We start from the raw sequence: 24,742 nt of genomic DNA on the forward strand, positions 1-24,742 counted from the left end.
ATAACGATAAAATGAAGTTTATAAAATTATTAAGTGTAGTAATATTGACTTCCACTGTAGTGTCTTGTGGAAAAAAAGCAACAACAAAAGAAGATTTAAAAACGGAATTAGATTCAGTTAGCTATGCCTTAGGTATGGATGTGGGAAGAAATGTGGAAATGAGTTTTGAGGATATTAATAATGATTTGTTCATTGAAGGCTATTTGAACACTTTGGATTCTGCGGATGTATTGATAGATAAAGACATGGCGCAGGGCATTGTTCAAGATTATTTTCAAAAGAACAGAGAAAAAATCATGAAAAAACAGCAGGAAATTGCTGCAAAAAAAGCCGAAGAACAATATGGAGAAGTAAAGGAAGCTAGTGAAAAATTTCTTCAAGATAATGTAGCCAATAATCCGGACGTATTAACTACTGAAAGTGGTTTACAATATTTAGTATTAGAAGAAGGTACAGGAAATCAGCCTACTGCGACGTCCAAAGTTAAAGTCCACTATCATGGAACTTTAATCGATGGGACTGTCTTTGATAGTTCTGTAGATAGAGATCAACCAGCCACATTTGGTGTGAATCAGGTCATTCCGGGATGGACAGAAGGTCTTCAATTGATGAAGGAAGGCGCAAAATACAAGTTCTTTATTCCACAAAATTTAGCTTACGGAGCTGCACCAAGAGGGGGGAAAATTAGACCTTTTGATGCTTTGATATTTGAAGTAGAATTATTGGAAGTCATGGACTAACCATTAAGACGCGATTGTAAATAGAAAAGGCAGGAAGATTTACTTCCTGCCTTTTTACATTGAAAAAGGTTGTAGTTTTGTAAAGGGTATAACAAATAATTAAAGACATGCCACATAAAGCGGGATTTGTAAATATCATTGGTAATCCAAATGTAGGGAAGTCTACACTCATGAATGCCCTGGTTGGAGAAAAGTTGTCTATTATAACCTCCAAGGCCCAAACCACGCGGCACAGAATCTTAGGCATTGTTAATGGCGAGGATTTTCAAGTGGTTTTTAGTGATACTCCGGGGATCATCAAACCGGCGTACGAACTTCAGGAATCCATGATGGGATTTGTAAAATCGGCTTTTGAAGACGCCGATGTCCTGGTCTATATGGTGGAAATCGGTGAACAAGAACTTAAAGATGAAGATTTCTTTAATAAAATAATACATTCTAAACTTCCCGTATTATTGCTGCTTAACAAAATTGATAAATCTAATCAAGAACAGTTGGAAGCGCAGGTGCAATTATGGAAGGAAAAAGTCCCCCATGCAGAGATCATTCCCGTTTCTGCATTGGAAGGGTTTCAGGTACGGGAAGTGTTCGATAGAATTATTGAATTACTCCCCGAATCCCCGCCATTTTATCCTAAAGACCAATTGACGGATAAACCGGAACGGTTTTTTATCAATGAGACCATTCGAGAAAAAATCCTGATGCATTATAAAAAAGAAATACCCTATGCGGTTGAAGTGGATACCGAGGAGTTCCTGGAAGACGATAACATCATTAGAATACGATCGGTCATCATGGTGGAAAGGGAAAGTCAAAAGGGAATTATTATAGGGCATAAGGGCAATGCTTTAAAACGTGTGGGAATCGAGGCAAGAAAAGATTTAGAGCAATTTTTCGGAAAACAAATCCACATACAGTTATACGTTAAGGTAAATAAAAATTGGCGCAGTAATCCTAACCAATTAAAACGTTTTGGTTATAATTCATAGGAATGATGTCTTGGTGTTCTCGCCCTCAACCACATTTAGCATAAAATTATGCAACTCCTGCATTTCATTTTTGCCAGAGGCCCTTCCTATTCGGCCTGTAAAATACAAGCCAAACCAGAATACAACCATAAGTAACATAAGGCTTATTTGTATGGCATAACTGTTATTTAATGTCCAGTTAGTATAAGCCCAAACCGCAAAGGCAATGAACAGTCCGGCAACTAAAAAATGCAAGAACATAAAAAGAGTCCATACCGTGGGATTGGGGCCAAACAGGCCATGAAGCAAACAGGAGTTTTGATCAATTTCGTTAATCTCTAAATGCAATTGTGGGGACCAGAAATGTTGTTTTCGTTTAGGAAATTTTATAAAAACATGGTCATCGACTCGACTTACGATAAAATCAGATTGGACCGTTTTGCTCTTATCGAAATCCTCTAATACGGACGCATTGGTCCTTGGAATTTCAATTTTAAATCGCGGTCTTAAAACGATGTCGTTAGATAAAGGCATATGGAACGTTTTCAGAGGTAAATTAGTGTTTTTTCTTTAATATTAAACATTACCTTTGCAAACAATTAAAAGGATATGAGTAGTATAGTAGCTATTGTGGGAAGACCAAATGTAGGCAAATCGACATTATTTAACCGATTAATCCAAAGGCGAGAAGCAATTGTAGATGCGGTTAGTGGTGTGACCAGAGATAGGCATTATGGGAAAAGTGACTGGAACGGCAGGGAATTTTCCTTAATCGATACTGGGGGCTATGTGGTTGGAAGTGACGATATTTTTGAGACTGAAATTGACAAACAGGTGGAGTTAGCCATTGATGAAGCCGATGCCATTATTTTTATGGTAGATGTTGAGACCGGCGTTACCGGAATGGATGAAGATGTAGCCAACTTACTGCGTAAGGTGAACAAACCTGTTTTTTTGGTCGTCAATAAAGTAGATAATGCGAAACGTGCCGAAAATGCAGTTGAGTTTTATGCATTGGGTCTGGGAGAATATTACACGGTCGCTAGTATTAACGGCAGTGGTACGGGGGAATTGTTGGATGCACTGGTTGCTGCTTTACCTGAAAAAGAAGATCTTGCAGAGGTGGAATTGCCTCGGTTTGCCGTAGTGGGCCGCCCGAATGCAGGTAAGTCCTCTTTTATAAATGCATTGATTGGGGAAGAACGCTATATCGTAACCGATATTGCCGGTACAACCAGGGATGCCATAGATACCAAATATAATCGTTTTGGATTTGAATTTAATTTAGTAGATACCGCCGGGATAAGACGAAAGTCTAAAGTAAAAGAAGATTTAGAGTTTTATTCGGTTATGCGCAGTGTTCGGGCCATTGAACATTGTGATGTGTGTTTATTGGTTTTGGATGCACAACGCGGATTTGACGGACAAGTGCAAAATATTTTTTGGTTGGCCGAACGGAATAGAAAGGGAATAGTAATTTTGGTCAATAAATGGGATTTAGTAGACAAGGATCAAAAGTCGGTTAAGGAATACGAGAAAGCCATACGCAGGGAAATAGAACCGTTTACTGACGTACCCATAATATTCATTTCCGCACTCACCAAACAGCGCATATACAGAGCCATTGAGACTGCTGTTGACGTATATAAAAATCGATCCAAAAAAATCAAGACAAGCCAGCTTAATGAGGTTTTATTGCCAATTATTGAACACTATCCACCACCTGCATATAAAGGCAAGTTTGTAAAAATTAAATATATTATGCAGTTGCCCACACCACAACCTCAGTTTGCGTTTTTCTGTAATTTACCGCAATATGTTAAAGACCCCTACAAACGATTTTTGGAAAATAAACTTCGGGAAAAATTTGATTTTACTGGTGTGCCCCTTAGCATTTATATGCGCAAAAAATAGGGATATTTTGTCCATATCTTATGTTAAGATTATGGGTTAATAATTCATTTTATTCTTTAGAATTCTTTAATTTTAATGACTAAATAAGTCATCATGGGTCAAATAATAACTTTTGGGGAAGTCTTAATGCGTTTGTCTCCTTTGGGGAACAAAAAGTTTATTCAGGCCAATACCTTAGAGTTTTATTTTGGAGGTACTGAGTTAAATGTGGGGTTGTCGATTGCCAATTTCGGTGGAAGTGTTAAACATATTACTTGTATTTCTGATGATTTTATAGGGGATACCGCTATAGCCTATTTGAATAAGTTTAATTTAGATACCAGTGCCATTGGTCTAATAGGCCTTTAGGAGTGTATTTTCTGGAAGTAGGAGCCGTCATGCGTTCGAGTTCCATTTCCTATAACAGATCCCACTCGGCATTTTCAGGAATTAGACCAGACATGGTCGATTGGGAAAGCGCACTGGAAAATGGGAGTTGGTTTCATTGGACAGGGATTACCCCGGCTTTAACGAAAGGGAGTTTTGACACGCTAAGGGAAGGTCTTAAGTTAGCCAGTGAAAAGGGAATTCAAATATCGGCAGATCCAACATACAGATCCGGGTTATGGCAATATGGGGTCGATGCAAATGAGGCCTTAACCGAATTACTTCATTATTCAACACTATTTATAGGTGGTATAAATGAAATGAATGAAGTTCTGGGAACAACTTATGGGTACTCCAACGAAGAATTCATTGAGGCCAGTAAAAAGTTAATGACGGCATTTCCATCAATTAGTAAAGTGTTCGATAAAATACGAACTTCCATTAATGCCTCCTGGCATAAAATAAGGGCGAGAATGTGGAATGGCGAAGAATTTAGAGAAACAGAAGATCTCGATATTACGCATATAGTGGATCGTATTGGTACTGGTGATGCCTTTGCAGCGGGACTCATTTATGGACTTCAACAATTTGATGATTATAAATCAATGGAATTTGCAAGCGCCGCCTGTGCATTGAAACATACCTATCAAGGAGATGTCAATTATGCAACGATTCATGAAGTTACCAAGATTCTGGAAGGTAATGTATCGGGAAGATTTACAAGATGAAATAGTTTTAAAACTACCAACTTCCACCGGCGCCACCACCGGAAAAGCCGCCTCCTCCAAAACCGCCTCCAAAACCACCACCGGAACTTCCACCCCATCCACGGGAACTTCCACCGTAATTTCCTCTTCCAAGGTTGCTTAAAATAATGACATCCCATATATCCATTCCTTTGTGCCTGTTACCCCCTCTGCCACCACCGCGCTTATTTTTTGAAATAGCGATGAGGATTATAAAAAAAATGAAAATTAGGATGAGTATGAAACCAAAGGGCATATCCTGAGAATTCTTATTTGGTCTTTTACCCGTATATTCTCCCTTTAAGACTTGAAAAATGGCATCTGTCCCCTTGTTTAAGCCACTGTAATAGTTTCCTTGTTTAAATTCGGGTATAATAATGTTCCGTATTAACTCTCCTACTATTCCGGCAGTCAACTTGTGTTCTACGCCATAACCGGGGGAGATCCAAATTTTTCGATCTTCCTTTGCCAATAATATAAAGACGCCATTGTCTTCTTTGGCTTGTCCCACGCCCCATTCATGGCCCCAGCGTGGGGCTAATAATCCAATATTTTCTCCTTTGCTGGTCGAAATAATAACAACAACTATTTGGGTAGAAGTCGTGTCGGAATAGGTTATAAGCTTATGTTCTAACTGACTTTTTTCTGAAGGGGATAATAAGGAAACATAATCGTACACACTGGTTTGGACCTTTGGCTTCTCGGGGATATCAAACTGCGCAAATACAAGGCTATAGCAAAACAAAGCTAAAACAAAGGTAAGGACATTAGCTTTATGATATTTTACAGACTGCAATGGGGTTAAAAAATATAACATGTTACAGATTACCCTTTTGAAATGTTATCAGAAAGTTCGTTTTCATCATTGGGATGCCAGGGAAAATGGTTTTCCAATGCTTCCCCGGCTTTTAAAATACCGTCCACAAGCCCCTGTTTATAATTTCCAGATTTAAAATGGTTTTGAATTATATTCTTAGTGTTGTTCCAGAAGTCTTTTGGAACCACATCATTTATACCCTTGTCTCCGTAAATAACAAAATTCTTGTCTTTTACGGCAACGTAAATAAGTACCCCGTTCATGGCTTTGGTATTATCCATTTTTAATAAATGAAAGACTTCGAGAGCACGATTAAAAGGATCGGTATTAGCCGATTCTTCCAGGTGGACTCTAATTTCTCCAGAAGTATGTTTTTCTGCAGTCCTTATGGCTTCAATGACCTCCTGCTCTTCTTTAGCCGTTAAAAAGTCTTCTACCTTGGACATGGGATGTTAATTAAAATCAAAATCTACATCAACGGGTCTTTCTGATCCGGATTCGGCATCAAAATAGGGCTTGCCATCAAAATTTAAAAGACCTGCTAATAAGGTGTTGGGAAATGTCTTTACATGGACATTATACGGCTTTATGGCTTCGTTGTATCGGGTTCTTGCGGTTTGAATGGTGTTTTCGGTACTGGTCAATTCATCCTGTAGCTTCAAAAAGTTCTGATTGGCCTTAAGGTCCGGGTAGCGTTCAACCGTAACCAAAAGACTTTTCAATGCACCACTTAAGCCACCTTGAACCTGATTGTATTGTGCGAGTTGTTCCGGTGTAATATTATTTGGATCAATGCTTATTGATGTGGCCTTGGCACGGGCTTCGATAACTTCGGTTAAAGTAGTACGTTCAAAATCGGCAGCGCCTTGCACGGTTTTTACTAAATTGCCTATAAGGTCATTTCTACGTTGATAGGACGTTTGAACATTACCCCATGCCTCACTTACGTTTTCGTTTAGTGCGACAGCCGTATTATTAAATCCTTTGCCCCATGAAAAGAGACCAAAAATAACAACGGCAACAATAATCCATGGTATAAATTTTTTCATGATAAATAGTTTGATGTTTTAGTTAATAAGTTGATCAGATTCAAGAAATGTTACAAATGTTCTTTAATTTTTAAAAGCTGCTGTTTAACATGTTCCAGTTTATCAATAATTTCAAAGTTGTTCAGGGCTTCCTTCTTTTCTTCTTTGATATGAATTTTGGCTCCTTCTAAGGTAAAACCACGTTCTTTAACCAAATGATAGATAAACTTCAGGTTTTTAATGTCCTCGGGTGTAAACTTGCGGTTGCCCTTGGCATTTTTTTTTGGTTTAAGCACATCAAATTCCTTTTCCCAAAATCGAATTAAGGAAGTATTTACCTTAAAGGCTTTGGCTACTTCACCAATATTATAATACCGTTTTTCAGGAAGTTCTAAATGCATTAGTCTAAAGATTGGTTTTCGAGGGACGCACGTTCCAGCAATTCTGCAAATTCCTCGGCAGTTAAACTGCCGTAGTAAAAGTTAATTGGATTTATACGATTGCCGTCTTTAAAGATTTCATAGTGCAAATGAGGTGCTTGCGAACGTCCTGTACTGCCCACAAAACCGATGAGGTCGCCACGCTTTACTTTTTGATTTCGCTTTACATTATACTTATATAAGTGCGCATATAGACTTGTATAACCATAACCATGGTCTATTCGTATGTGTCGACCATAACCTGCAGCACCGGCATCGGCTCTAACCACAACACCATCACCACTAGCATAAATGGGCGTACCCCGAGGCGCTGTAAAATCCATACCCCAGTGCATTTTCCTTGCCTTTGTAAATGGATCGGAACGCATGCCATAACCAGAGGCCATTCGTGTTAAATCTTTGTTGTTTACCGGTTGAATGGCAGGGATTGCTGCCAAAAGCTTTTCTTTTTCCTCAGCTAATTTGGCAATTTCATCCAAAGATTTCGATTGGACTACAATTTGTTTTTGAAGAATATCCAAACGTTTACTACTTTCAATAATTAATTTTGAGTTGTCATATCCTTCTAGTTTTTTATACCTGTTTATACCTCCAAAACCGGCCCTGCGTTGTTCTTCAGGTATGGGATTAGCTTCAAAATACACGCGATAAATATTATTGTCTCGATCTTCAATATTTTCCAGAACAGTTTCGGCATGTTGCATTTTTTTGTTCAGGATGCCGTACTGTAATTGCATATTTTGTAATTCTCTTTTTAAAGCGCGTTCCTTGGGAGATTCAACATACTGACTGGCAATAAAAACAAAGATAAACCCAAAAATAGCTGAAGCCAGAATAAACATACTCGCATACTTAAACGTGGTTCTCTTCTTTCGTTCTATTTTTCTGTAGGAAAGCGACTCGGGATCGTAGTAATATTTAACTTTGCTCATTACCTATATTTGGTGTGTTTTTTTAAAGGACTAAATTCTGTGTATTAAAACCACAAAATTTAACCCCAAATCAATAATCAAATTCGTTCGCTTATTTCATTTTCTCATTTCATGTTTAAGAATTTTCAAATGAAAAAATTCATGTACTTTTGCTTTCAACTAAAACAACGAAATCCTAATGTTTTTAGGCAAACGCTAAACCTGCCCAAAAAGTATCATCCTTATTAAGGATAAAAAAATATATTTAAGGACAGTAAAGATAAAAATTGTTTTGTAATTAATGTAATTATAAAGAAACGCCGTACAGAAAGTCAATGAAATCACAAGATATTCGCTCAAAATTTTTAAGTTTTTTTGAAGATAAGGAACATACCATTGTTCCTTCGGCTCCTATGGTTGTAAAGGATGACCCTACCTTGATGTTTATTAACTCTGGAATGGCACCGTTTAAAGAATATTTCCTGGGAAATGCCAAACCAAAATATAATTGTATTGCGGATTCACAAAAGTGTTTGAGGGTTTCGGGAAAGCATAACGATTTAGAGGAAGTGGGTTATGATACCTATCACCATACCCTTTTTGAAATGTTAGGGAATTGGAGTTTTGGTGACGCTGCCCATCCGGAAGTCGGGTATTTTAAAAAGGAAGCCATCGCCTGGGCGTGGGAGTTGTTAACGGATGTATTTGGGATTGATAAGGACATGCTGTATGTAACCATATTTGAGGGTGATGAAAAGGATAACATTCCCAGGGATATTGAAGCCTATGATCTCTGGAAACAGCATATTTCTGAGGATCGCATCCTAATGGGCAACAAAAAAGATAATTTTTGGGAGATGGGTGACCAAGGCCCTTGTGGCCCCTGTAGTGAAATTCATGTCGATATTCGTAATGCCCAAGAAAAAGCTAAGATTTCCGGGAAAGATTTGGTAAATAAAGACCATCCTCAGGTGGTGGAGATATGGAATTTAGTTTTTATACAATATAACCGAAAGGCGAATGGTAAACTGGAAGCCTTACCGGCAAAGCATGTTGATACTGGTATGGGCTTTGAGCGTTTGTGCATGGTTTTGCAAGGGACTCAAAGCAATTATGACACGGATGTGTTCAGCCCCCTCATTAAGGAAATAGAAGCCCTTACGGGTAAGCACTATGGTAAAAACACAGAAGTGGATGTGGCCGTTCGAGTCATCTCAGATCATATTCGTGCCGTTGCGTTTGCTATTGCCGACGGACAATTACCAAGTAATACGGGAGCCGGTTATGTGATAAGAAGAATATTGCGGCGAGCAGTGCGTTACGGGTTTACATTTTTAGATAAAACAGAACCATTTATCTACAGACTTACTGATGTTTTAAGTACGACCATGGGAGAGGCCTTTCCTGAGCTAAAAGCACAAAAACAACTTATTGAAAACGTTATTAAAGAGGAAGAACAGTCGTTTTTAAGAACTCTGGACCAAGGTTTGGTACTTTTAAACCGAATTGTAGAAGATACATCGAGTAATACCGTTTCCGGCGAAAAGGTGTTTGAACTTTATGACACCTATGGGTTTCCCGTTGATTTAACAGCCTTAATTCTTTCTGAAAAAGGCCTGAAGTTAGATGAAAAAGGATTTAATCAAGAGCTTCAAAAACAAAAAGACCGCTCCAGAGCAGCCGGTGAAATGGCTACAGGAGATTGGACCGTCTTAAACGCCGATGGACCAGAAGATTTTGTGGGGTATGATACCTTGGAAGCGAACGTTAAGATTACAAGATACCGTAAAGTAACCTCTAAAAAAGAAGGTGAAATGTACCAGTTGGTCTTCAACGTAACGCCATTTTATGCTGAGGGCGGTGGACAAGTAGGGGATAAGGGTTATCTGGAGGACAGGCACGGCGATGTGGTATATATTTTAGATACTAAAAAAGAGAATAATGTCATTATTCATTCCACAAAAAATTTACCAAAACACGTAGAGGAGACCTTCAAGGCCGTAGTGGATGCTAAAGAACGATTTAGAACAGAATGCAATCACACCGCAACCCATCTGTTGCATCAGGCACTCAGGGAAGTTTTAGGGACTCATGTGGAACAAAAGGGTAGTGCTGTTCAGGCCAAACACTTGCGTTTCGATTTCTCCCATTTCTCTAAACTCACAGATGAAGAATTACAAGATGTTGAAAATTTTGTAAATAGGCGTATTGAAGGAAAGTTGCCATTAGAGGAAAAACGAAGCATTCCAAAACAGGAAGCTATAGAGGAAGGCGCGATGAGTTTATTTGGAGAAAAGTACGGGGATACTGTTCGGACTGTGCGTTTTGGAAAATCCATTGAACTTTGTGGTGGTACGCATGTTAAAAACACGGCGGATATTTGGCATTTTAAAATTCTTTCAGAAGGGGCAGTAGCTTCAGGTATTCGGCGCATTGAAGCGATAACGGGTGATGCGGTAAAAGCGTATTTCATTGAAAACAATAAGACTTATGTGGGAATGAAGAATTTACTCAATAATGCCAAGGAGCCCATAAAAGCATTACAGAATTTGCAGGAAGAAAATGCAGATTTAAAAAAACAAATAGAAGCCTTGTTAAAAGATAAAGCCAGGACCATTAAATTGGAACTTGAAAATGAATTGTCCGAAATTAACGGGATTCGGTTTTTAGCAAAGCAATTGGAATTGGATGCCTCAGGATTAAAGGATGTTGCCTTCGACTTGGGCAAGCAGATGGATAATCTGTTTGTATTGTTGGCAACAGAAAAAGATGGAAAAGCCTACATGTCTTGCTATATATCTAAAGAACTTGTGGCCAGTAAAGGATTAAATGCAGGTCAGGTAGTACGTGAGTTGGGGAAATATATCCAGGGTGGCGGTGGCGGACAAGCGTTTTTTGCCACAGCCGGAGGTAAAAATCCCGAAGGAATTACGGAGGCCTTAAAGATGGCAAAACAATACGTTCAATAATTTTGAAATCCTGAATTTGTTTCAGGATCTTAGTGATGAAACTTCAAACCAAAATACCATTAGAAAAACAATCTCATCATCTAATAGACTATACTGCCAATGTCTTATTATTAGGATCATGTTTTGTCGAACATATAGGAGAAAAACTGTCGTATTATAAGTTTCAAAACCTTCAGAACCCTTTTGGAATTCTATTTCATCCTAAAGCTATTGAAACTTTATTAGCTAAGGCCTTTAGTAAGAACCTATATTTGGAAACCGATATCTTTTTACACGACCATCAATGGCATTGTTTTGATTCGCATTCCAAATTGAGTGCCACCTCAAAGGAGAAATTACTCATGGATTTGAATGCGCAAATCCATATTACCCATCAAATGCTTAGAACGGCAAGCCATTTGGTCATCACCTTGGGAACAGCTTGGGTATATCGGTTTATTGAAACCGATAGGATTGTAGCTAATTGTCACAAATTACCCCAAAAGCAGTTTAAAAAAGAACTTTTGTTGATAGAAACCATAACAAAGACATTACATTTTGTGACTGATTTAGTAAAATCGATAAACCCAGGGGTAACCATCATATTCACCGTATCCCCAGTACGACATTTAAAGGATGGCTTTATTGAAAACACACAAAGTAAAGCCCATTTAATTGCTGCCATCCGGCAATTGCTTTCACCTCGGGTACAGTCGGAAGGGTTATATTATTTTCCATCTTATGAAATTATGATGGATGAACTCCGTGACTATCGCTTTTACAAAGAAGATATGATTCACCCCAATAGTACGGCTGTAAATATTATTTGGGAAAAATTTCAACAGGTCTGGATATCGGAAAAAGCCTATAATACGATGGATGACGTTGATCGGGTTCAAAAAGGGCTTAAGCATAAACCGTTTTCCCAGGATTCTAAAGCGCACATAAAATTTCTTCAAGATTTAAAGAACAAAAAGGATATTCTACAACAGCAATTCCCGCATATTACTTTTTAATTAACCTCAAATTCTTTTGGATAATGGTAAAGTGGAATTCCTCTCTAATTAAAACATATACGTATTTCGTCGGATTGATTTCAGTGTTATAAAGGAACAGTTCGGGTTTGCTATTATTTACTTAAGTAGATGATGGTATATCCTTGATTAAGGGAAATAAAAATACGGGTCAGATCTTAAATGAAATGGTTATCCATGACAAGGATGCAATGTGCGAAGTAGATGATATTGAGGGTCTTATGTATTTTAAAGATAATGCAAATAACATATGTGCCTTCAATTTAAACAAATAATATTGTTGTTTAGATTTGTTTGATTGGGCGTAATAACTTAGTTATTGCGCTTAATCTTTTATAAATGCCATTTTATCGAAAAAAAGCGTTTCGAATAAGTTTTAATTGTAAATTTAATATGCTATTAATCAGTTCATATAAGAAACACCGATTACTAAATTCTATTTAGTGGTTGGTGTTTTTTTTTGTCTAATTAAAAAAAATATAAATTAAACTTTGGCATGACATAATGGGTTTTAATTGGGTAATATATTTTCTTAATGACATTAATTCCGGCCGAATAGTGTCTGGTTTTTGGCAGTCCAAAAGGCCGGAAGGCATAATTTAATATAATAATTACTTAACATTGGATTATTATAACATATTTAAAAAACTCCTATATTTGTTATGCTATTAATCAAATGAGAAATTACATTAGTTAGACTTCTTAGGTCGAAGGAAACTAATGTTTTTTTGTTTTAGGCTATAACATATGTTTCAATGCCATCCAACCACCCCCATTAAAAGATTCAATTCCGTGGTGTTTTAAAATAGAGGCTGCTCTGGCAGAACGCATGCCTGAAGCACAGCAGGTAATAATGGGTTTATTGAGTTTTTTTATATCATCAACTTTGGTACTTAATATTTGAAGCGGTATATTTTTAGAACCTTCAATAGCACCTTCTCCATATTCTGCTCTGGTACGCACATCAATAATGATGGCTCCTCTATGTTTTAAATCTTTTATCCTTTGTTCCTTGTTGCCAAAAAGGGCATTAAAAAATCCCATAATTTATTTTATTTGATGCAAAGATCATTCAATTTTTAATAAGGCTGTGTAACAAGAGTTACTAATAATTTTGTGTATCTTCAACCCGGTAAATTAACAATTAGCATGCAGCCTTACGTAACACTTCAGATTAAAAATAAAGTTGGGTACATCGAGTTTTTTCATCCCGATCACAATGCTATGCCCTCGGCAAACCTTAAAAAGCTAGTACAGTTTATCCGTGAAGCGGGGTCCAATAAAATGGTTAAGGTTGTTGTTTTGAAGAGCGGTGGTGATAGAACCTTTTGTGCCGGAGCGAGTTTTAAAGAGCTTATTGCCATAGACAATGAAGTTAAGGGAACCCAATTTTTTTCCGGATTTGCTCAGGTCATAAATGCCATGCGGGAATGTCCTAAGTTAATTATAGCAAGGGTGCAAGGAAAAGCTGTGGGTGGAGGTGTTGGCTTGGCTGCGGCAGCAGATTACTGTTTGGCTACCCAGTACGCAGCTATTAAATTAAGTGAATTAAGTATTGGGATTGGGCCTTTTGTAATAGAACCTGTTGTTTCAAGAAGAATAGGGAAGACCGCGATGTCCCGATTGACCCTTGATGCTGAAACCTTTTACACTCCAGAATGGGCAAAAGAAAAGGGCTTGTATGCTGAAGTCTTTGACTCTGCTGAAGTACTTGATGAAGCAATTCATGAAATGGCTGAAAAATTATGCGGTTACAATTCGGAGGCTTTAGAGCAAATGAAGCAAGTGTTTTGGGAAGGTACCGACCATTGGAACGAATTGCTTCTGGAGCGATCCAAAATAAGTGGAAAGCTCGTACTGAGCGCATTCACCAAAGAAAAATTAAAACGGTTTAAATAAGATGAGATTATACTATTATTGCGAATTTTATAGTGGTGTTTTATTGCCAATATCCTGATATTTTTTACTTAATTATCGCTCCCTTTTCAATTATTCCGATTCCATCATCTATCAGCTTACCAACTTCAGGTCTATGCTGTTTTAGGTGTTCCAGGTGTTCCAGTATCGCTTCGGATAACTTCGTTTCATTACTTATACAAGCCAGCTCATATAATTCCACGGGCAGGAGCCAATCATTGGGGTGTTTTTCAATGAGCTGTTCCAAAACCTTGGTTCTGGAAATACTCCTGTTTTTTCCTTCTCTGTAATCTCGAACTTGTTGATAGAGCTCCTCCAAATCTAAACGGCGATTAGATTTTTTCACATGGATCGTTTTGGTGGAAGGGACATGGGTTATTAAATTAAAGCTATTTAGATCTGCCGGACCAGAAAAGGCCGAGACTACTTCTTTGCCGATGGCCATGTCGTAAATACCCCATTCAGGCTTAAATAGAACAGTTTTGCCATGTGTTACGGTGCAGTCTGTAAAACTAATGAGAATAATTTTACCTCTAAGGTTGCGCTTGCCCGTAATAATTTTACCGGAAACGGTTATACCGCCTTCAAATTCAAGGGTGGTGATTCTCTCTTCGTAAATATGATAGGCCGCTAAGTCTCGTGGACTCATATCTTCAATGGCTAAATTGATGCCTTTCAATTTTCCGATAGGCGAGCCAAATCCCGATTTATGGGCATTGATATCATGACCGACAAGTTCCTTTTCTCTATAGGCCAAGGCTGTTTCACCTGAGGTTTGAACGTATATGGGGTTACCATTATTTTCAATAACATGTGTAAAAACCCCTGAAATTTGTAATCCAGTACTCATTTCAATGGATCCCAATGCTTTTGAATCGATAAGTTTTTTTATACCCGAAAGACCACCACATCGCAGAGCCATGGTATTCGCAAATTCCTCTAAAACCAGACTTAAATGAGCGAAATCCGGTGTGACATATAATTGAGGCTGAGGTTTGGTTATATCGAAATCTTTATAAGCTGCATCAATGGTATAGGGAAGTTTTTTAACAGCATCTGTCATACACCACGCACTTTCACCAATCGAGGATAATAAACCGGCACCGTAAATTTTCGGGTTTTCAATAGTGCCTATCAAGCCATATTCAACGGTCCACCAATGCAAATTTCTAATAAGGGCCATCTCACTGGGTTTGCCCATATTTTGCTGAAGTTCTTCAACCTTAAGCTCTGCGGAAGCAATTTCCTCTTCAGAAGAGTTTGGGGCTTCTTTGATGATCGATAAGTGCCTTACGGCCTCATACAATTCGTAATCTTTAGCCGATGAAATGGCCTTACTACCAATTTCTCCAAAACGCCTTAAGTATTCTGCATATTCAGGATTGGCAATAATGGGAGCGTGTCCTGCGCCTTCATGAATAATATCTGGAGCCGGCGTGTATTCAATATGCTCCAATTGCCGAATGTCACTTGCAATGACCAGTACGTTATAAGCTTGAAATTCCATAAAGGCATTTGGAGGAATGAAACCATCTACCGCAACTGCAGCCCAACCAATTTCCTTCAGAATACGGTTCATACCATACATGTTGGGAATATGGTTTATGGATATGCCTGTTTGTTTCAAGCCCTGTAAGTATGATTCATGGGCAACCGTTTTTAAAAAGTCAACATTTTTCCGCATCACATAGCGCCAAACAGCTTGATCTATAGCCGAATAGTCGTTGTAATTCTGGGGTTTTATAAACTGTTTGAGATGTTTAGGTAACTTATTTAAAATCGTATTGGATTCAAAAGTATTGGACATGGGAAATTAGTAATAATGACTTTAACATAGACTCATATAAAAATACGAATAATACAGTGAAAACACTATTTTTTAAGCAATCATTTAAAAGTAAATGTCAATATTACTTTGTTTTTGTTGAATGATTAAAATGATTCCAATTGCCGATTGTAGCATATACATCATAAAAAAACGACTTAGTGTTATCTGCATACCGTTACACTAAGTCGCTTTAATAAATTTATTATAGGATTCTTATTGGATTCCAGGGGGATATTTTGATAAAATATTGTTCACGAATTCTTTAATGCGTTCTTCTTTTTTCTCCACATTTTTACTCAAATAACCGGTACCCATTCCTTGCCAAACCAATTCTTTTTTCTTGGCATCAATAAGGTCTATGTACAAAGTGCCTTGTGTGCTGGTAGATACGGAAGGATTGTTCCAACCCCATCCCCATCCGGGTCCATAGCCACCCCAACCCCAGGGTCCCCAACCGCCCCAGCCCCAGGCGCCATAACCCCATGCATTGTTGTATACATCAACACGTTGTTGGGATTTTGTAAAAAGGCTGATTAAAAGGTCTGGATTTTCAGATTTAGTAAAGCCTTTGGACAATAATTCGGCTTCTATAGCTCTTAAAATTCTACGCTTGTCCAAATCACTAATTTCAGCTTTGTCAATACCTGTTTTAAAGAAGGCAAATGTTTTGTAGTCATTGAAATTTGCATTCTTGTCGTAATCTGCTGCAACCCGAACCGAGCTACAAGATGACAGCATTATTACTAATGCTAATAGCGGTAATGTTTTTAATAATTTATTCATAATGCAATTTTTTAGGGTTATTTCAAGGTTGCATTTAAAACCACTTTTTAACTTAAAGCATCAATAATCATACCAACTGTTTAAGTCAAAACCAAGAGATAAACGGTAAATTAGTAACCTCAAATCGATTTTTTTCTGCCTTCAAATCCTTTGGTCGGGTCAAAGCCGTATGGACAATGCCTACAATTACTTTCACAACAATAGCCACGTTTCAAATGGTATTGTTCTGTAAAACACCGATAACCTTCGGGTGTCCAATAAAAATCGCCTTCTTCAATAGGGACTATCTTTTTCATCTCATACAAAGATAATGCAAATTCAAATGAAGTAATCTATAAAGTAATGTGTTTAATAAAGACATAAAAAAGTTTTTAAAGTATCTTAGCAATTATAATGATTCCGTTAAAACAGAGCATAAATCAACAGATAAAAATTCCGAACAGGGGTATAGAATTATATGTTAAACGGGAAGATAAACTGCATGATTTCGTTTCTGGCAATAAATTCAGAAAATTAAAATATAATCTTAAAGAAGCTGAGGATTTACGGTGCAAGACCCTATTGACCTTTGGAGGAGCGTATTCCAATCACATTGCAGCTTTGGCGTCGGCAGGTCAGGTTTTGGGTTTTAAAACCGTTGGAGTTATAAGAGGACATGAGTTGAGTACCCGGATCGAACATAATCCAACATTACACTTTGCAAAAGCATGTGGGATGCAGTTTAAGTTCGTGTCAAGGGAAGACTATAGGAATAAAATGTCAGATTCTTTTTTGAATGCCCTCATGCATGACTTTGGTAAATTTTACTTAATTCCTGAAGGTGGTACTAATGCCTTGGCTGTAAAAGGATGTGAGGAAATATTAAGTGAAACGGATAAGGATTTTAGTTACATATGTGTTTCGGTTGGTACAGGTGGAACAATCTCTGGTCTTATTAATTGTTCAAAACCCGGTCAACAAGTTTTGGGTTTTCCTGCATTAAAAGGTTCTTTTTTGCATAAAGATATTAGTAAATTTGCAAGGAAATCCAATTGGACTCTGGTAAATGACTACCATTTTGGCGGTTATGCAAAAATAAATGAAGCCTTGGTGTCGTTTATTAATACGTTTTCGAGCGCGTATAGTGTGCCTTTAGATCCAATTTATACGGGTAAAATGATGTTTGGTGTTATGGACCTTATAGATAAAGGGGCTTTCCCGAACGGATCGAGAGTTTTGGCCATTCATACAGGAGGATTGCAGGGTATATTGGGGATGAATACCCATTTAAAGAAAAAGAATTTGCCATTAATTGACATATAAATGAAACCTATCATTGCCTTATTTTTTATAAGTATTTTAATATATAGTTGTGGTTCTAAAAAAAGAGTCATTACTCAAAGGCCGTCTACAGAACGAAAAACGGAAACTGCCCGAGACCAAGTTGAGGACAACACAACAGTAGTGGGGGAACGCCCCGGAGTCACTAAAACATATGCCAGTGCAACCGAGGCTTATATTGATACCTATAAAGAAATAGCAAAAAGGGAAATGGAACTGTACCATATTCCGGCCAGTATTACATTGGCTCAGGGCATATTAGAATCCGGTTCAGGTCGGGGAAGGCTTTCTATTGAGGCAAATAATCATTTTGGAATTAAGTGCCACGACTGGACTGGTAAAAAGATTTATCATGATGATGACCGTTCTCAGGAATGTTTCAGAAAATACAATGATGCCAAATATTCCTTTAGGGACCACTCCTTGTTTTTGGCCGAACGCAAGCGCTATGCTTTTTTATTCGATTTAGACAAGTTCGATTATAAAGCATGGGCCAAAGGGTTAAGAACTGCTGGATATGCCACGGATAGAAGGTATCCCCAAAAATTGATCGATTTGATTGAACGCTACCGGCTTTATCAGTATGATAGAGAAAATTTCGTTTTAGAATCAGAACCTTCAGTTCAAGTTGCGGAAAGTCAAATTAGGCACACAGTAATCAAGGGGGATACCTTATATTCCATTTCAAAGAAATATGATACCACGGTGGAAACGCTAAGAAAAATAAATGGATTGAAGGATAATATATTAAGTATTGGTCAAATTCTACTCATACAATTGTAAAGTGATATTATGATTTATAAACGAAGCAGCGCATTATTCGCACAAGCTGAACAAGTAATACCCGGTGGGGTGAACTCACCGGTAAGGGCATTCAAAAGTGTTGGCGGTACTCCCATTTTTTTAAAGGAGGCCAAAGGCGCTTATCTGTACGATGAAGATGGTAATCGGTTCATTGATTACATCAATTCCTGGGGTCCCATGATTTTAGGACATGCCTATCAACCTGTGGTTGATGCCGTCATTGAACGCGCAAAAAAGGGGACGTCCTTTGGAACACCAACCGAACTGGAAACACAAATAGCATCCTTAGCGGTATCCATGGTCCCTCACATTGATAAAATACGATTCGTTAATTCTGGTACGGAAGCCTGTATGAGTGCAGTGCGTCTAGCCAGAGGATTTACAAAAAAAGAAAAGATTATAAAGTTTGCCGGGTGTTATCATGGCCATAGTGATTCTTTTTTAATTCAGGCCGGTAGTGGAGCGGTAACTTTTGGAACTCCGAACAGTCCGGGAGTAACTCAGGGTACTGCCAAGGACACCCTTTTAGCCAGGTATAATGATATTGAACACGTATCAGAGCTTATTACGGCTAATAAAAATCAAATAGCCTGTATTATTATAGAACCTGTGGCTGGAAATATGGGTTGCATACCCCCCAAAGAGGGTTTTTTACAGTCCTTAAGGGATTTATGCAATGCCCATGATATTCTATTGATTTTTGATGAGGTGATGACCGGTTTCCGATTGGCCAGAGGTGGCGCACAAGAGCGTTTTAATATTGAAGCAGATATTGTCTGTTTTGGTAAAGTTATTGGTGGAGGATTACCGGTTGGTGCTTTTGCAGCCAGAAATGAAATCATGAATCATTTGGCACCTTTGGGACCCGTTTACCAAGCCGGAACATTAAGCGGAAACCCTTTAGCCATGGCAGCAGGATTAACTATGCTCACCGCATTGCACAATGACCCTGGTATTTTTGATCGTCTTGAAGAAAAAACGGCCTATTTGCATAAAGGCATGTCTAAAGTGTTAATGGATAATAAAATTACCCATACAATTAACAGAGTGGGCTCTATGATTTCTGTACATTTTGACGATACTGCTGTTACCGATTTCGACACTGCCGCAAAGGGTAATAATGATATGTTTAAGGCATTTTTCCATGGAATGTTAAATAATGGGGTTTATATTGCTCCCAGTGCTTTTGAAACCTGGTTTATATGTGATGCCCTTAGTTACGAAGACCTGGATGTAACAATTGCATCTGTGGCCTCCGCTGTAAAGGATTTTAAATAATTATATCGGTTTTCAGGGAGACTTCGGTTATGAATGGCATGGGAAATGGCACAAAATGATCCATTCATAGTATACTAACAATTTTCAAGCATTAATTTTAGGACTGCTAACGGCTGCATTGGGGTTTGGTCAATTTTGCAGTTTTATTAATTGATATTTAGCATATTAAAGTAATTTCGTTTTATTCTCTTGGATTCACAATATAAAATTATGACCATTAGATTTATTATACTTGAATAATCAGGACGCGACCTCTACCAATACCATTTTAAATCAGTTCAAGCATATCTCCAAGAATAGGATGTATAGGTACCGATCTGGCAGTTATTAACAATGATTTGTTTCCTGATCTCATTGTTTTGGATATGTTGGCTTCAGATAGAAAAGGGGGGAAAGAAAATATGGCTGCCATGAGTACTGAAAAATTTAATCGAATGGTTAGAAAAGGGTATCATCATCAATCTTTAGGCAATGTGTTTCAATTGAACAATGAAGCTATGCCTTTTCAAACTTGGATGATGCGAATAAGGAGTAATCGCCACAAATTTAGTACAAAGAAGAGGCATCCCAACTGTGGAGATGCCTCTTACTAACTATAATCAATCAAACTAAACTAAATCGTTATTCTTTTTTCATTCGTTCACCCCTTTTTTCACCTTTTCCTTTTAAACCAGACCGTTTTTTATGTTCCATTTTAGCCTGAGCTTTTTCCCATTTTGCAAACTGCTCCTCATTCAAAATCGTTTTCATTTTTTCTTTCATTTCAATTTTATGGTCTAACATGGCATTCATCATTTCCACACGCTGCTCTTGTGATGGTCTTTCCGCATTACCGGATTCTCGTTGAGCTTTGCGCGCTGCCATATGGGCTTTTCTAACTTTGGCATTTTCTAAATTCATGGCGTAGATCTCTTTTTGCTGCTTATCGTTCAAATCTAAACGAAGGGTCATTTTTTTGGTCTGCAGGTTCGCCATTTCCTCAGCTGAAAGATTCATCATTCTTTCGTGATCTTTAGGCCCTTCTTGTCTTGGTTGTTGTGCCGTAATTTGAAGTGTCGCAGCGGCCAGGACTATTACTAAAAACGTTTTCATACTGTTAAATTTTAAATGGTATATCTCTAAGACTTCTATAGGGAGTAATGGTTTAATGACTTAAAAAATTTAACGGATTTTTAACGGAATCATGAACCCTGAAGTTCTATGAAATTACTTTGAAATGGGGATTTGTAAACCAATTCCTGTTTGAAAATCAGGGGCGTTATTCACCAGAAAATCTTCTTTAAAGTATAGGGATAGTTTAAAATTTGAGCTCCCATAGGTATATATGAAGGTCCAATCGGATAAAGCTTTGTATAATTTTTCAACCCCGTGCTGCCAACCGCCATTAATTTCTTTCCACTTTCCCAATAATTTGTAATAATCGGCTTCTTCTAATTTGTTATATCTGGATTGGATATGGTAGTTCGCACTAAAGGCATGGAAATGATTTTTTAGGGTATATTTAGTGAATTCAATATTAGCATCAATAGTGGCTAAAAACCTATTGGTCCCCAGGTCGACCACCTCTTTAAAATTGATCATATTTTTGCGAAGAAGACCTGCACCAGCTCCGACATGCAGCACTTTATTGGTATTCAGGAAGATTTTTTTAATTCCGGTGAACGACATACCAAAATCAATGGAAGGATTAAACCTAGTGGTATTAATCCCCAAATGGGTACCCATATTAAAATACAACTGCTTTGAGGTGTGGGTTAAAAAAGCAGGGTAGTAGTAATGGTTTAATTCTATGCCACTAATAAAAAAGTCGTTCTGATGTAATGCAAGGTGATTGCCATGGCGGTCATTATATTCAAAGTTTACCTGATTTAGCCCATAATATCTTCTGCCATAAGGGTCCTCTCCTCCCCAAATTGTGCTGTGAAACCACTCAATGGCTTCATCGTTAGTAAATATTGAAAATGGATACTTCCCTTTTGTAATTAAATAGGACCTCAGGGAAATACCGAGTTCATGATGTCTACTCATGGGAATATTAAAATTGAGTCTAAATTCCTTAATAACTGCATCGACAACGATGTTTAAATAATCGGCTGGTGTGGATTCCTGGTCTATAAAATTGAATTTTCTACTGTGCCAGACCACTTGACTTAATTCTTTTCTAACTGTTGGATCCTTTGGGAAATAGGCTTCAACAAAAGGATGAAAAGTATTACCACTCGAGTAATTGAAAGCAAATACAATGGTTTTTGGAGGCGTTATTTTGAGGTTTTGCTCAATTCTTGAACTAAACATACCAAAATGGTGTGTAGCCAAAATATTTGGTTTTTCTATTCCATTTTTAAAGGGTAAATGGTCTTTTATCTGACCATAGGTAATGTGTGTGCAAATACAAATGACAATAAAACATATTCTTTTTGACATCGCGTAAAATTAAATAAACTTTTATTCATATAATACCTTGTAAAAAAATTACCTTGTAAAAGCCGGGTTAATGCGTTGACCATTTTTGTATCTTAGTATTTTAACGAGGTTAAGCATGCCAATTTGGTTACACATACTCATTATTCTGGTAATACTATACATAGGAATTAGTATAGCATTGTACTATTTGCAGGATTATATGTTGTTCAAGCCGGAAAAGTTATCGAAGGATTTCGAGTTCTACTATGAAAATCAAGACATTAAAGAATATAATCTTGAAACTCGGGATGGTGCTTTAATTAATGGTGTTTTGTTTAAGCCCAAGGGGGAATCAAGAGGTATCGTGCTTTACCTTAAGGGAAACTCTAAAAGTATCAAGGGCTGGGGGAAGTTTGCCGTAGATTTTACGAGACATCAATATAATGTTTTAATGGTAGATTACAGAGGATTTGGGAAAAGTACCGGTAAGCGGACCCATAAGGCCCTTAAAAGAGATTTACAGGAGGTCTATAATAAAATTAGGGAGCATACTACAGAGGACCGGATTATTCTTTATGGACGTTCTTTGGGCTCGGGGTTTGCAGCAAAACTGGCATCAATGAACAATCCTAAAATGCTTATTCTGGATGCTCCGTATTACAGCCTGACCAAAGTTACGGCCCGTTACATCCCCTTTATGCCGTTATCGTTATTGATGAAATATCCTTTGCCCACTTACAAATGGTTAAAGTATGTAAGGTGTCCTATTCACATTATTCATGGTACAAACGATAAACTGATACCTTATAAGACCAGTATAAAATTGTCGAAAGTGAATCCTAAACGAACACAACTTCATACCGTGATAGGTGGAGGGCATAAAAACCTGAATAATTTTGAATCCTACCATAAAATGATTCATGATATTTTAAATACAAAACCGCAGGAAATCGATTTGTCAACCACGAGCATCCATGTTAAACACAGTTCCAAAACCCCTAAAACGAAGGCTTAAAAAGATAGCTTTTGGCTGTATTACCCTTTATATAATGATATTAACATCGTTATATGTTTTACAAGAGAAGTTATTGTTTTTGTCAACTACACTAGAGCAGGACTACCAATATCAATTCGACTATAATTTTGAGGAATTGTTTCTTAATACCAATGATGATGCACGACTTAATGCCATCCATTTTAAGGTGGAGCAGCCCAAAGGGGTTATCTTGTATTTTCATGGCAATGCCGGCGACCTCTCCCGGTGGGGTACCATTGCCGAACTTTTTGTAAAAAGGGGTTACGATGTCGTGATAATGGATTATCGAACCTATGGTAAAAGTACGGGAAAATTAAAACATGATAGGTTTTATACGGATGCCGAATTATTTTATGACTATGTTAAAGCACATTATGATGAACAGCGTATTAGCTTATATGGTCGTTCTTTGGGAACATGTTTGGCCACCTACCTGGCATCAAAACACAGTCCTTATCAGCTCATACTAGAAACGCCGTACTATAGCATGGTAGATGTTGCAAAACAGAGGTTTCCCATTTTCCCGGTGGATGTATTATTGAAGTATGCTTTTCCCAGTTACAAATATATCCAGGAGGTGGCCTGTCCCATTACCATATTTCATGGTACGGACGATGAAGTTGTTCCGTTTGATTCTGCTAAACAGTTAGTCGACATGGCGCCGGAGTCGCTAACTACCTTTATCCCTGTTACAGGCGGACAGCATAACAACCTGGCAGATTTTGAGATGTATTGGTCCAACATTGAAACTGTACTGCCTTGAGAACATAGGGTCATACCGAAATTCTTAAAAAAAATATAAATTTTTAAGAGGGGTTGTTAAACATTTCTAAATTAGTTTTTCATGTTAAAAAAATTACGTCTCTTTGTATTGTAATTTTATACAACATAGCATTAGAAAATCATTTCATATTGATTAAAAGTTTTGTTAGTAAATAAATTTAGTTTAGTTGGTTAGTTAGTGAAAACCCGGTAAGTCCTTATCGGGTTTTTGTTTTTTACAATAAGAGGGAATCAGCTACTTTCTCTTCATTGGATTCATTTCAGAAAAAGCCATGTTCAGAAGGTTATTGTCGTTTTATGGACACCGGGGACCTATAGGAAATACAACGCCATATCCATTCTACTGGACCGAATCGAAAATATCGTGCCCACCAATTGCAGGCCACGATTTGAAGCGTAAAGAACAGGATGGCATAGAGGGTTACTCCGAATGGGCCAGTGTCTAAACCTTTTCCTTATCCGTAGCCATAGAATAGTGTAGTAAACAGGAGGGTCTGAAATAAACGTATATTTACTTTAGACCGCTATAAAGCAGATAAAGCCGTTGGAAACCATTACCTAATGTTCCATGAAATATTCAATACAACCCTAATACCTCACTCATCTATTAAATGCTCTAATTCAAAGAATCTAACGGCATTTTTATAGAATATTTTTCAATGAAAACAGTTAGATTTT

At 37.6% G+C, this 24,742-nt stretch carries 27 protein-coding genes; 14 read left to right on the top strand and 13 right to left on the bottom strand.

Annotation, left to right across the window (positions count from 1 at the left end):
• Positions 1-11 precede the first annotated feature (11 nt).
• Both MR054_RS15335 and era read left to right on the top strand, forming a co-directional pair.
• Complete coding sequence (locus tag MR054_RS15335) at positions 12-740, top strand: BamJ family beta-barrel-assembly machinery protein (protein WP_242158689.1); 729 nt, start codon at positions 12-14, stop codon at positions 738-740.
• Between the two features lie 107 nt (positions 741-847).
• Positions 848-1,729 (top strand): GTPase Era, encoded by an 882-nt coding sequence (gene era, locus MR054_RS15340; RefSeq protein ID WP_242158690.1) that lies wholly within the window; start codon positions 848-850, stop codon positions 1,727-1,729.
• Here the strand turns inward: era and MR054_RS15345 are convergent.
• The gene (locus tag MR054_RS15345; protein WP_242158691.1) at positions 1,724-2,242 is read right to left on the bottom strand and encodes a GTP-binding protein; all 519 of its coding nucleotides are present in this window, start codon (positions 2,240-2,242) and stop codon (positions 1,724-1,726) included. The two genes, era and MR054_RS15345, sit on opposite strands and share 6 nt — an antisense overlap.
• Before the next feature lie 75 nt (positions 2,243-2,317).
• Between MR054_RS15345 and der the strand changes: the two genes are divergently transcribed.
• The 3 genes from der to MR054_RS15355 all read left to right on the top strand — a co-directional run bounded on the left by der (position 2,318) and on the right by MR054_RS15355 (position 4,716).
• Positions 2,318-3,622 carry a ribosome biogenesis GTPase Der gene (gene der / locus MR054_RS15350; RefSeq protein ID WP_242082353.1) on the top strand — a complete coding sequence of 435 codons (1,305 nt, stop codon included), beginning with the start codon at positions 2,318-2,320 and terminating at the stop codon, positions 3,620-3,622.
• Positions 3,623-3,715: 93 nt separating this feature from the next.
• Entirely contained in the window at positions 3,716-3,970 is a 255-nt protein-coding gene (locus tag MR054_RS16765; protein ID WP_338081537.1) for a PfkB family carbohydrate kinase, read from the top strand.
• Positions 3,971-3,972: 2 nt separating this feature from the next.
• Positions 3,973-4,716: a PfkB family carbohydrate kinase gene (locus MR054_RS15355; protein ID WP_338081538.1), complete on the top strand. Its 744-nt coding sequence runs from the start codon at positions 3,973-3,975 to the stop codon at positions 4,714-4,716.
• A gap of 13 nt (positions 4,717-4,729) precedes the next feature.
• Here MR054_RS15355 and MR054_RS15360 read toward each other — a convergent pair whose 3' ends face one another.
• Genes MR054_RS15360 through MR054_RS15380 form a run of 5 tightly spaced genes read right to left on the bottom strand, consistent with a single transcriptional unit; the run spans position 4,730 to position 7,951 of the window.
• Complete coding sequence (locus tag MR054_RS15360; RefSeq protein WP_242158692.1) at positions 4,730-5,551, bottom strand: TPM domain-containing protein; 822 nt, start codon at positions 5,549-5,551, stop codon at positions 4,730-4,732.
• Positions 5,552-5,559: 8 nt separating this feature from the next.
• Positions 5,560-5,997 (bottom strand): TPM domain-containing protein, encoded by a 438-nt coding sequence (locus MR054_RS15365; RefSeq protein WP_242158693.1) that lies wholly within the window; start codon positions 5,995-5,997, stop codon positions 5,560-5,562.
• Between the two features lie 6 nt (positions 5,998-6,003).
• Positions 6,004-6,600 carry a LemA family protein gene (locus tag MR054_RS15370; RefSeq protein ID WP_242082345.1) on the bottom strand — a complete coding sequence of 199 codons (597 nt, stop codon included), beginning with the start codon at positions 6,598-6,600 and terminating at the stop codon, positions 6,004-6,006.
• A 50-nt stretch (positions 6,601-6,650) separates the two neighbouring features.
• Complete coding sequence (locus MR054_RS15375; protein WP_242082344.1) at positions 6,651-6,980, bottom strand: MerR family transcriptional regulator; 330 nt, start codon at positions 6,978-6,980, stop codon at positions 6,651-6,653.
• Positions 6,980-7,951, bottom strand: coding sequence for a M23 family metallopeptidase (locus MR054_RS15380; protein ID WP_242082343.1), 972 nt, complete (start codon positions 7,949-7,951; stop codon positions 6,980-6,982). Before MR054_RS15380 ends, MR054_RS15375 begins: the two co-directional genes overlap by 1 nt.
• Before the next feature lie 314 nt (positions 7,952-8,265).
• On the opposite strand from MR054_RS15380, the gene alaS reads away from it, so the two are divergent.
• Both alaS and MR054_RS15390 read left to right on the top strand, forming a co-directional pair.
• Positions 8,266-10,899 carry an alanine--tRNA ligase gene (gene alaS / locus MR054_RS15385; RefSeq protein WP_242158694.1) on the top strand — a complete coding sequence of 878 codons (2,634 nt, stop codon included), beginning with the start codon at positions 8,266-8,268 and terminating at the stop codon, positions 10,897-10,899.
• Between the two features lie 35 nt (positions 10,900-10,934).
• Complete coding sequence (locus MR054_RS15390) at positions 10,935-11,894, top strand: GSCFA domain-containing protein (protein ID WP_242158697.1); 960 nt, start codon at positions 10,935-10,937, stop codon at positions 11,892-11,894.
• 756 nt (positions 11,895-12,650) lie between these two features.
• Here the strand turns inward: MR054_RS15390 and MR054_RS15395 are convergent.
• Positions 12,651-12,956, bottom strand: a complete 306-nt coding sequence (locus tag MR054_RS15395) for a rhodanese-like domain-containing protein (RefSeq protein ID WP_242082340.1) — start codon at positions 12,954-12,956, stop codon at positions 12,651-12,653.
• 105 nt (positions 12,957-13,061) lie between these two features.
• Between MR054_RS15395 and MR054_RS15400 the strand changes: the two genes are divergently transcribed.
• Positions 13,062-13,811 carry an enoyl-CoA hydratase/isomerase family protein gene (locus MR054_RS15400; RefSeq protein WP_242158698.1) on the top strand — a complete coding sequence of 250 codons (750 nt, stop codon included), beginning with the start codon at positions 13,062-13,064 and terminating at the stop codon, positions 13,809-13,811.
• A gap of 64 nt (positions 13,812-13,875) precedes the next feature.
• On the opposite strand, the gene MR054_RS15405 is transcribed toward MR054_RS15400, so the two are convergent.
• The 3 genes from MR054_RS15405 to MR054_RS15415 form a co-directional block, all read right to left on the bottom strand.
• Positions 13,876-15,636, bottom strand: coding sequence for an aromatic amino acid hydroxylase (locus tag MR054_RS15405; RefSeq protein ID WP_242158699.1), 1,761 nt, complete (start codon positions 15,634-15,636; stop codon positions 13,876-13,878).
• 234 nt (positions 15,637-15,870) lie between these two features.
• Positions 15,871-16,440, bottom strand: coding sequence for a DUF4136 domain-containing protein (locus MR054_RS15410; RefSeq protein WP_242082334.1), 570 nt, complete (start codon positions 16,438-16,440; stop codon positions 15,871-15,873).
• A 119-nt stretch (positions 16,441-16,559) separates the two neighbouring features.
• Positions 16,560-16,736 (bottom strand): C1orf53 family protein, encoded by a 177-nt coding sequence (locus tag MR054_RS15415; protein WP_242082332.1) that lies wholly within the window; start codon positions 16,734-16,736, stop codon positions 16,560-16,562.
• 97 nt (positions 16,737-16,833) lie between these two features.
• On the opposite strand from MR054_RS15415, the gene MR054_RS15420 reads away from it, so the two are divergent.
• The 4 genes from MR054_RS15420 (at position 16,834) to MR054_RS15435 (ending at position 20,435) form a co-directional block, all read left to right on the top strand.
• Positions 16,834-17,742, top strand: a complete 909-nt coding sequence (locus MR054_RS15420; protein WP_242158700.1) for a 1-aminocyclopropane-1-carboxylate deaminase/D-cysteine desulfhydrase — start codon at positions 16,834-16,836, stop codon at positions 17,740-17,742.
• Positions 17,743-18,543, top strand: a complete 801-nt coding sequence (locus tag MR054_RS15425; protein ID WP_242158701.1) for a glucosaminidase domain-containing protein — start codon at positions 17,743-17,745, stop codon at positions 18,541-18,543.
• Positions 18,544-18,552: 9 nt separating this feature from the next.
• On the top strand, positions 18,553-19,842 hold the full coding sequence (hemL, locus tag MR054_RS15430) for a glutamate-1-semialdehyde 2,1-aminomutase (RefSeq protein ID WP_242158702.1): 1,290 nt from the start codon (positions 18,553-18,555) through the stop codon (positions 19,840-19,842).
• A gap of 338 nt (positions 19,843-20,180) precedes the next feature.
• Positions 20,181-20,435: a hypothetical protein gene (locus MR054_RS15435; protein WP_242158703.1), complete on the top strand. Its 255-nt coding sequence runs from the start codon at positions 20,181-20,183 to the stop codon at positions 20,433-20,435.
• 28 nt (positions 20,436-20,463) lie between these two features.
• Here MR054_RS15435 and MR054_RS15440 read toward each other — a convergent pair whose 3' ends face one another.
• Together MR054_RS15440 and MR054_RS15445 are read right to left on the bottom strand one after the other, a co-directional pair.
• Positions 20,464-20,934, bottom strand: coding sequence for a hypothetical protein (locus tag MR054_RS15440; RefSeq protein WP_242082322.1), 471 nt, complete (start codon positions 20,932-20,934; stop codon positions 20,464-20,466).
• 114 nt (positions 20,935-21,048) lie between these two features.
• Positions 21,049-22,266, bottom strand: a complete 1,218-nt coding sequence (locus MR054_RS15445; protein ID WP_242158704.1) for a hypothetical protein — start codon at positions 22,264-22,266, stop codon at positions 21,049-21,051.
• Positions 22,267-22,381: 115 nt separating this feature from the next.
• On the opposite strand from MR054_RS15445, the gene MR054_RS15450 reads away from it, so the two are divergent.
• Both MR054_RS15450 and MR054_RS15455 read left to right on the top strand, forming a co-directional pair.
• Positions 22,382-23,260, top strand: coding sequence for an alpha/beta hydrolase (locus MR054_RS15450; protein ID WP_242158705.1), 879 nt, complete (start codon positions 22,382-22,384; stop codon positions 23,258-23,260).
• A 34-nt stretch (positions 23,261-23,294) separates the two neighbouring features.
• Positions 23,295-24,044, top strand: a complete 750-nt coding sequence (locus MR054_RS15455) for an alpha/beta hydrolase (protein WP_242158706.1) — start codon at positions 23,295-23,297, stop codon at positions 24,042-24,044.
• A 304-nt stretch (positions 24,045-24,348) separates the two neighbouring features.
• On the opposite strand, the gene MR054_RS16835 is transcribed toward MR054_RS15455, so the two are convergent.
• Positions 24,349-24,450, bottom strand: coding sequence for a DUF418 domain-containing protein (locus tag MR054_RS16835; RefSeq protein WP_420868352.1), 102 nt, complete (start codon positions 24,448-24,450; stop codon positions 24,349-24,351).
• Positions 24,451-24,742: the final 292 nt, after the last annotated feature.

This window comes from Aestuariivivens sediminis (assembly GCF_022662105.1).
GTDB lineage: Bacteria > Bacteroidota > Bacteroidia > Flavobacteriales > Flavobacteriaceae > Aestuariivivens > Aestuariivivens sediminis.

Excerpts from the sequence above, each read along its gene's own strand:
- MR054_RS15335 (WP_242158689.1), top strand. The coding sequence starts at position 12 with ATGAAGTTTATAAAATTATTAAGTGTAGTAATATTGACTTCCACTGTA.
- MR054_RS15375 (WP_242082344.1), bottom strand. The coding sequence starts at position 6,980 with ATGCATTTAGAACTTCCTGAAAAACGGTATTATAATATTGGTGAAGTA.
- MR054_RS15360 (WP_242158692.1), bottom strand. The coding sequence starts at position 5,551 with ATGTTATATTTTTTAACCCCATTGCAGTCTGTAAAATATCATAAAGCT.
- hemL (WP_242158702.1), top strand. The coding sequence starts at position 18,553 with ATGATTTATAAACGAAGCAGCGCATTATTCGCACAAGCTGAACAAGTA.
- MR054_RS15390 (WP_242158697.1), top strand. The coding sequence starts at position 10,935 with ATGAAACTTCAAACCAAAATACCATTAGAAAAACAATCTCATCATCTA.
- MR054_RS15370 (WP_242082345.1), bottom strand. The coding sequence starts at position 6,600 with ATGAAAAAATTTATACCATGGATTATTGTTGCCGTTGTTATTTTTGGT.
- MR054_RS15415 (WP_242082332.1), bottom strand. The coding sequence starts at position 16,736 with ATGAAAAAGATAGTCCCTATTGAAGAAGGCGATTTTTATTGGACACCC.
- MR054_RS15410 (WP_242082334.1), bottom strand. The coding sequence starts at position 16,440 with ATGAATAAATTATTAAAAACATTACCGCTATTAGCATTAGTAATAATG.
- MR054_RS15445 (WP_242158704.1), bottom strand. The coding sequence starts at position 22,266 with ATGTCAAAAAGAATATGTTTTATTGTCATTTGTATTTGCACACACATT.
- MR054_RS15455 (WP_242158706.1), top strand. The coding sequence starts at position 23,295 with ATGATATTAACATCGTTATATGTTTTACAAGAGAAGTTATTGTTTTTG.
- MR054_RS15440 (WP_242082322.1), bottom strand. The coding sequence starts at position 20,934 with ATGAAAACGTTTTTAGTAATAGTCCTGGCCGCTGCGACACTTCAAATT.
- alaS (WP_242158694.1), top strand. The coding sequence starts at position 8,266 with ATGAAATCACAAGATATTCGCTCAAAATTTTTAAGTTTTTTTGAAGAT.
- MR054_RS15345 (WP_242158691.1), bottom strand. The coding sequence starts at position 2,242 with ATGCCTTTATCTAACGACATCGTTTTAAGACCGCGATTTAAAATTGAA.
- MR054_RS15425 (WP_242158701.1), top strand. The coding sequence starts at position 17,743 with ATGAAACCTATCATTGCCTTATTTTTTATAAGTATTTTAATATATAGT.
- MR054_RS15365 (WP_242158693.1), bottom strand. The coding sequence starts at position 5,997 with ATGTCCAAGGTAGAAGACTTTTTAACGGCTAAAGAAGAGCAGGAGGTC.
- der (WP_242082353.1), top strand. The coding sequence starts at position 2,318 with ATGAGTAGTATAGTAGCTATTGTGGGAAGACCAAATGTAGGCAAATCG.
- MR054_RS15405 (WP_242158699.1), bottom strand. The coding sequence starts at position 15,636 with ATGTCCAATACTTTTGAATCCAATACGATTTTAAATAAGTTACCTAAA.
- MR054_RS16765 (WP_338081537.1), top strand. The coding sequence starts at position 3,716 with ATGGGTCAAATAATAACTTTTGGGGAAGTCTTAATGCGTTTGTCTCCT.
- MR054_RS15395 (WP_242082340.1), bottom strand. The coding sequence starts at position 12,956 with ATGGGATTTTTTAATGCCCTTTTTGGCAACAAGGAACAAAGGATAAAA.
- MR054_RS15400 (WP_242158698.1), top strand. The coding sequence starts at position 13,062 with ATGCAGCCTTACGTAACACTTCAGATTAAAAATAAAGTTGGGTACATC.
- MR054_RS15380 (WP_242082343.1), bottom strand. The coding sequence starts at position 7,951 with ATGAGCAAAGTTAAATATTACTACGATCCCGAGTCGCTTTCCTACAGA.
- MR054_RS15450 (WP_242158705.1), top strand. The coding sequence starts at position 22,382 with ATGCCAATTTGGTTACACATACTCATTATTCTGGTAATACTATACATA.
- era (WP_242158690.1), top strand. The coding sequence starts at position 848 with ATGCCACATAAAGCGGGATTTGTAAATATCATTGGTAATCCAAATGTA.
- MR054_RS15420 (WP_242158700.1), top strand. The coding sequence starts at position 16,834 with ATGATTCCGTTAAAACAGAGCATAAATCAACAGATAAAAATTCCGAAC.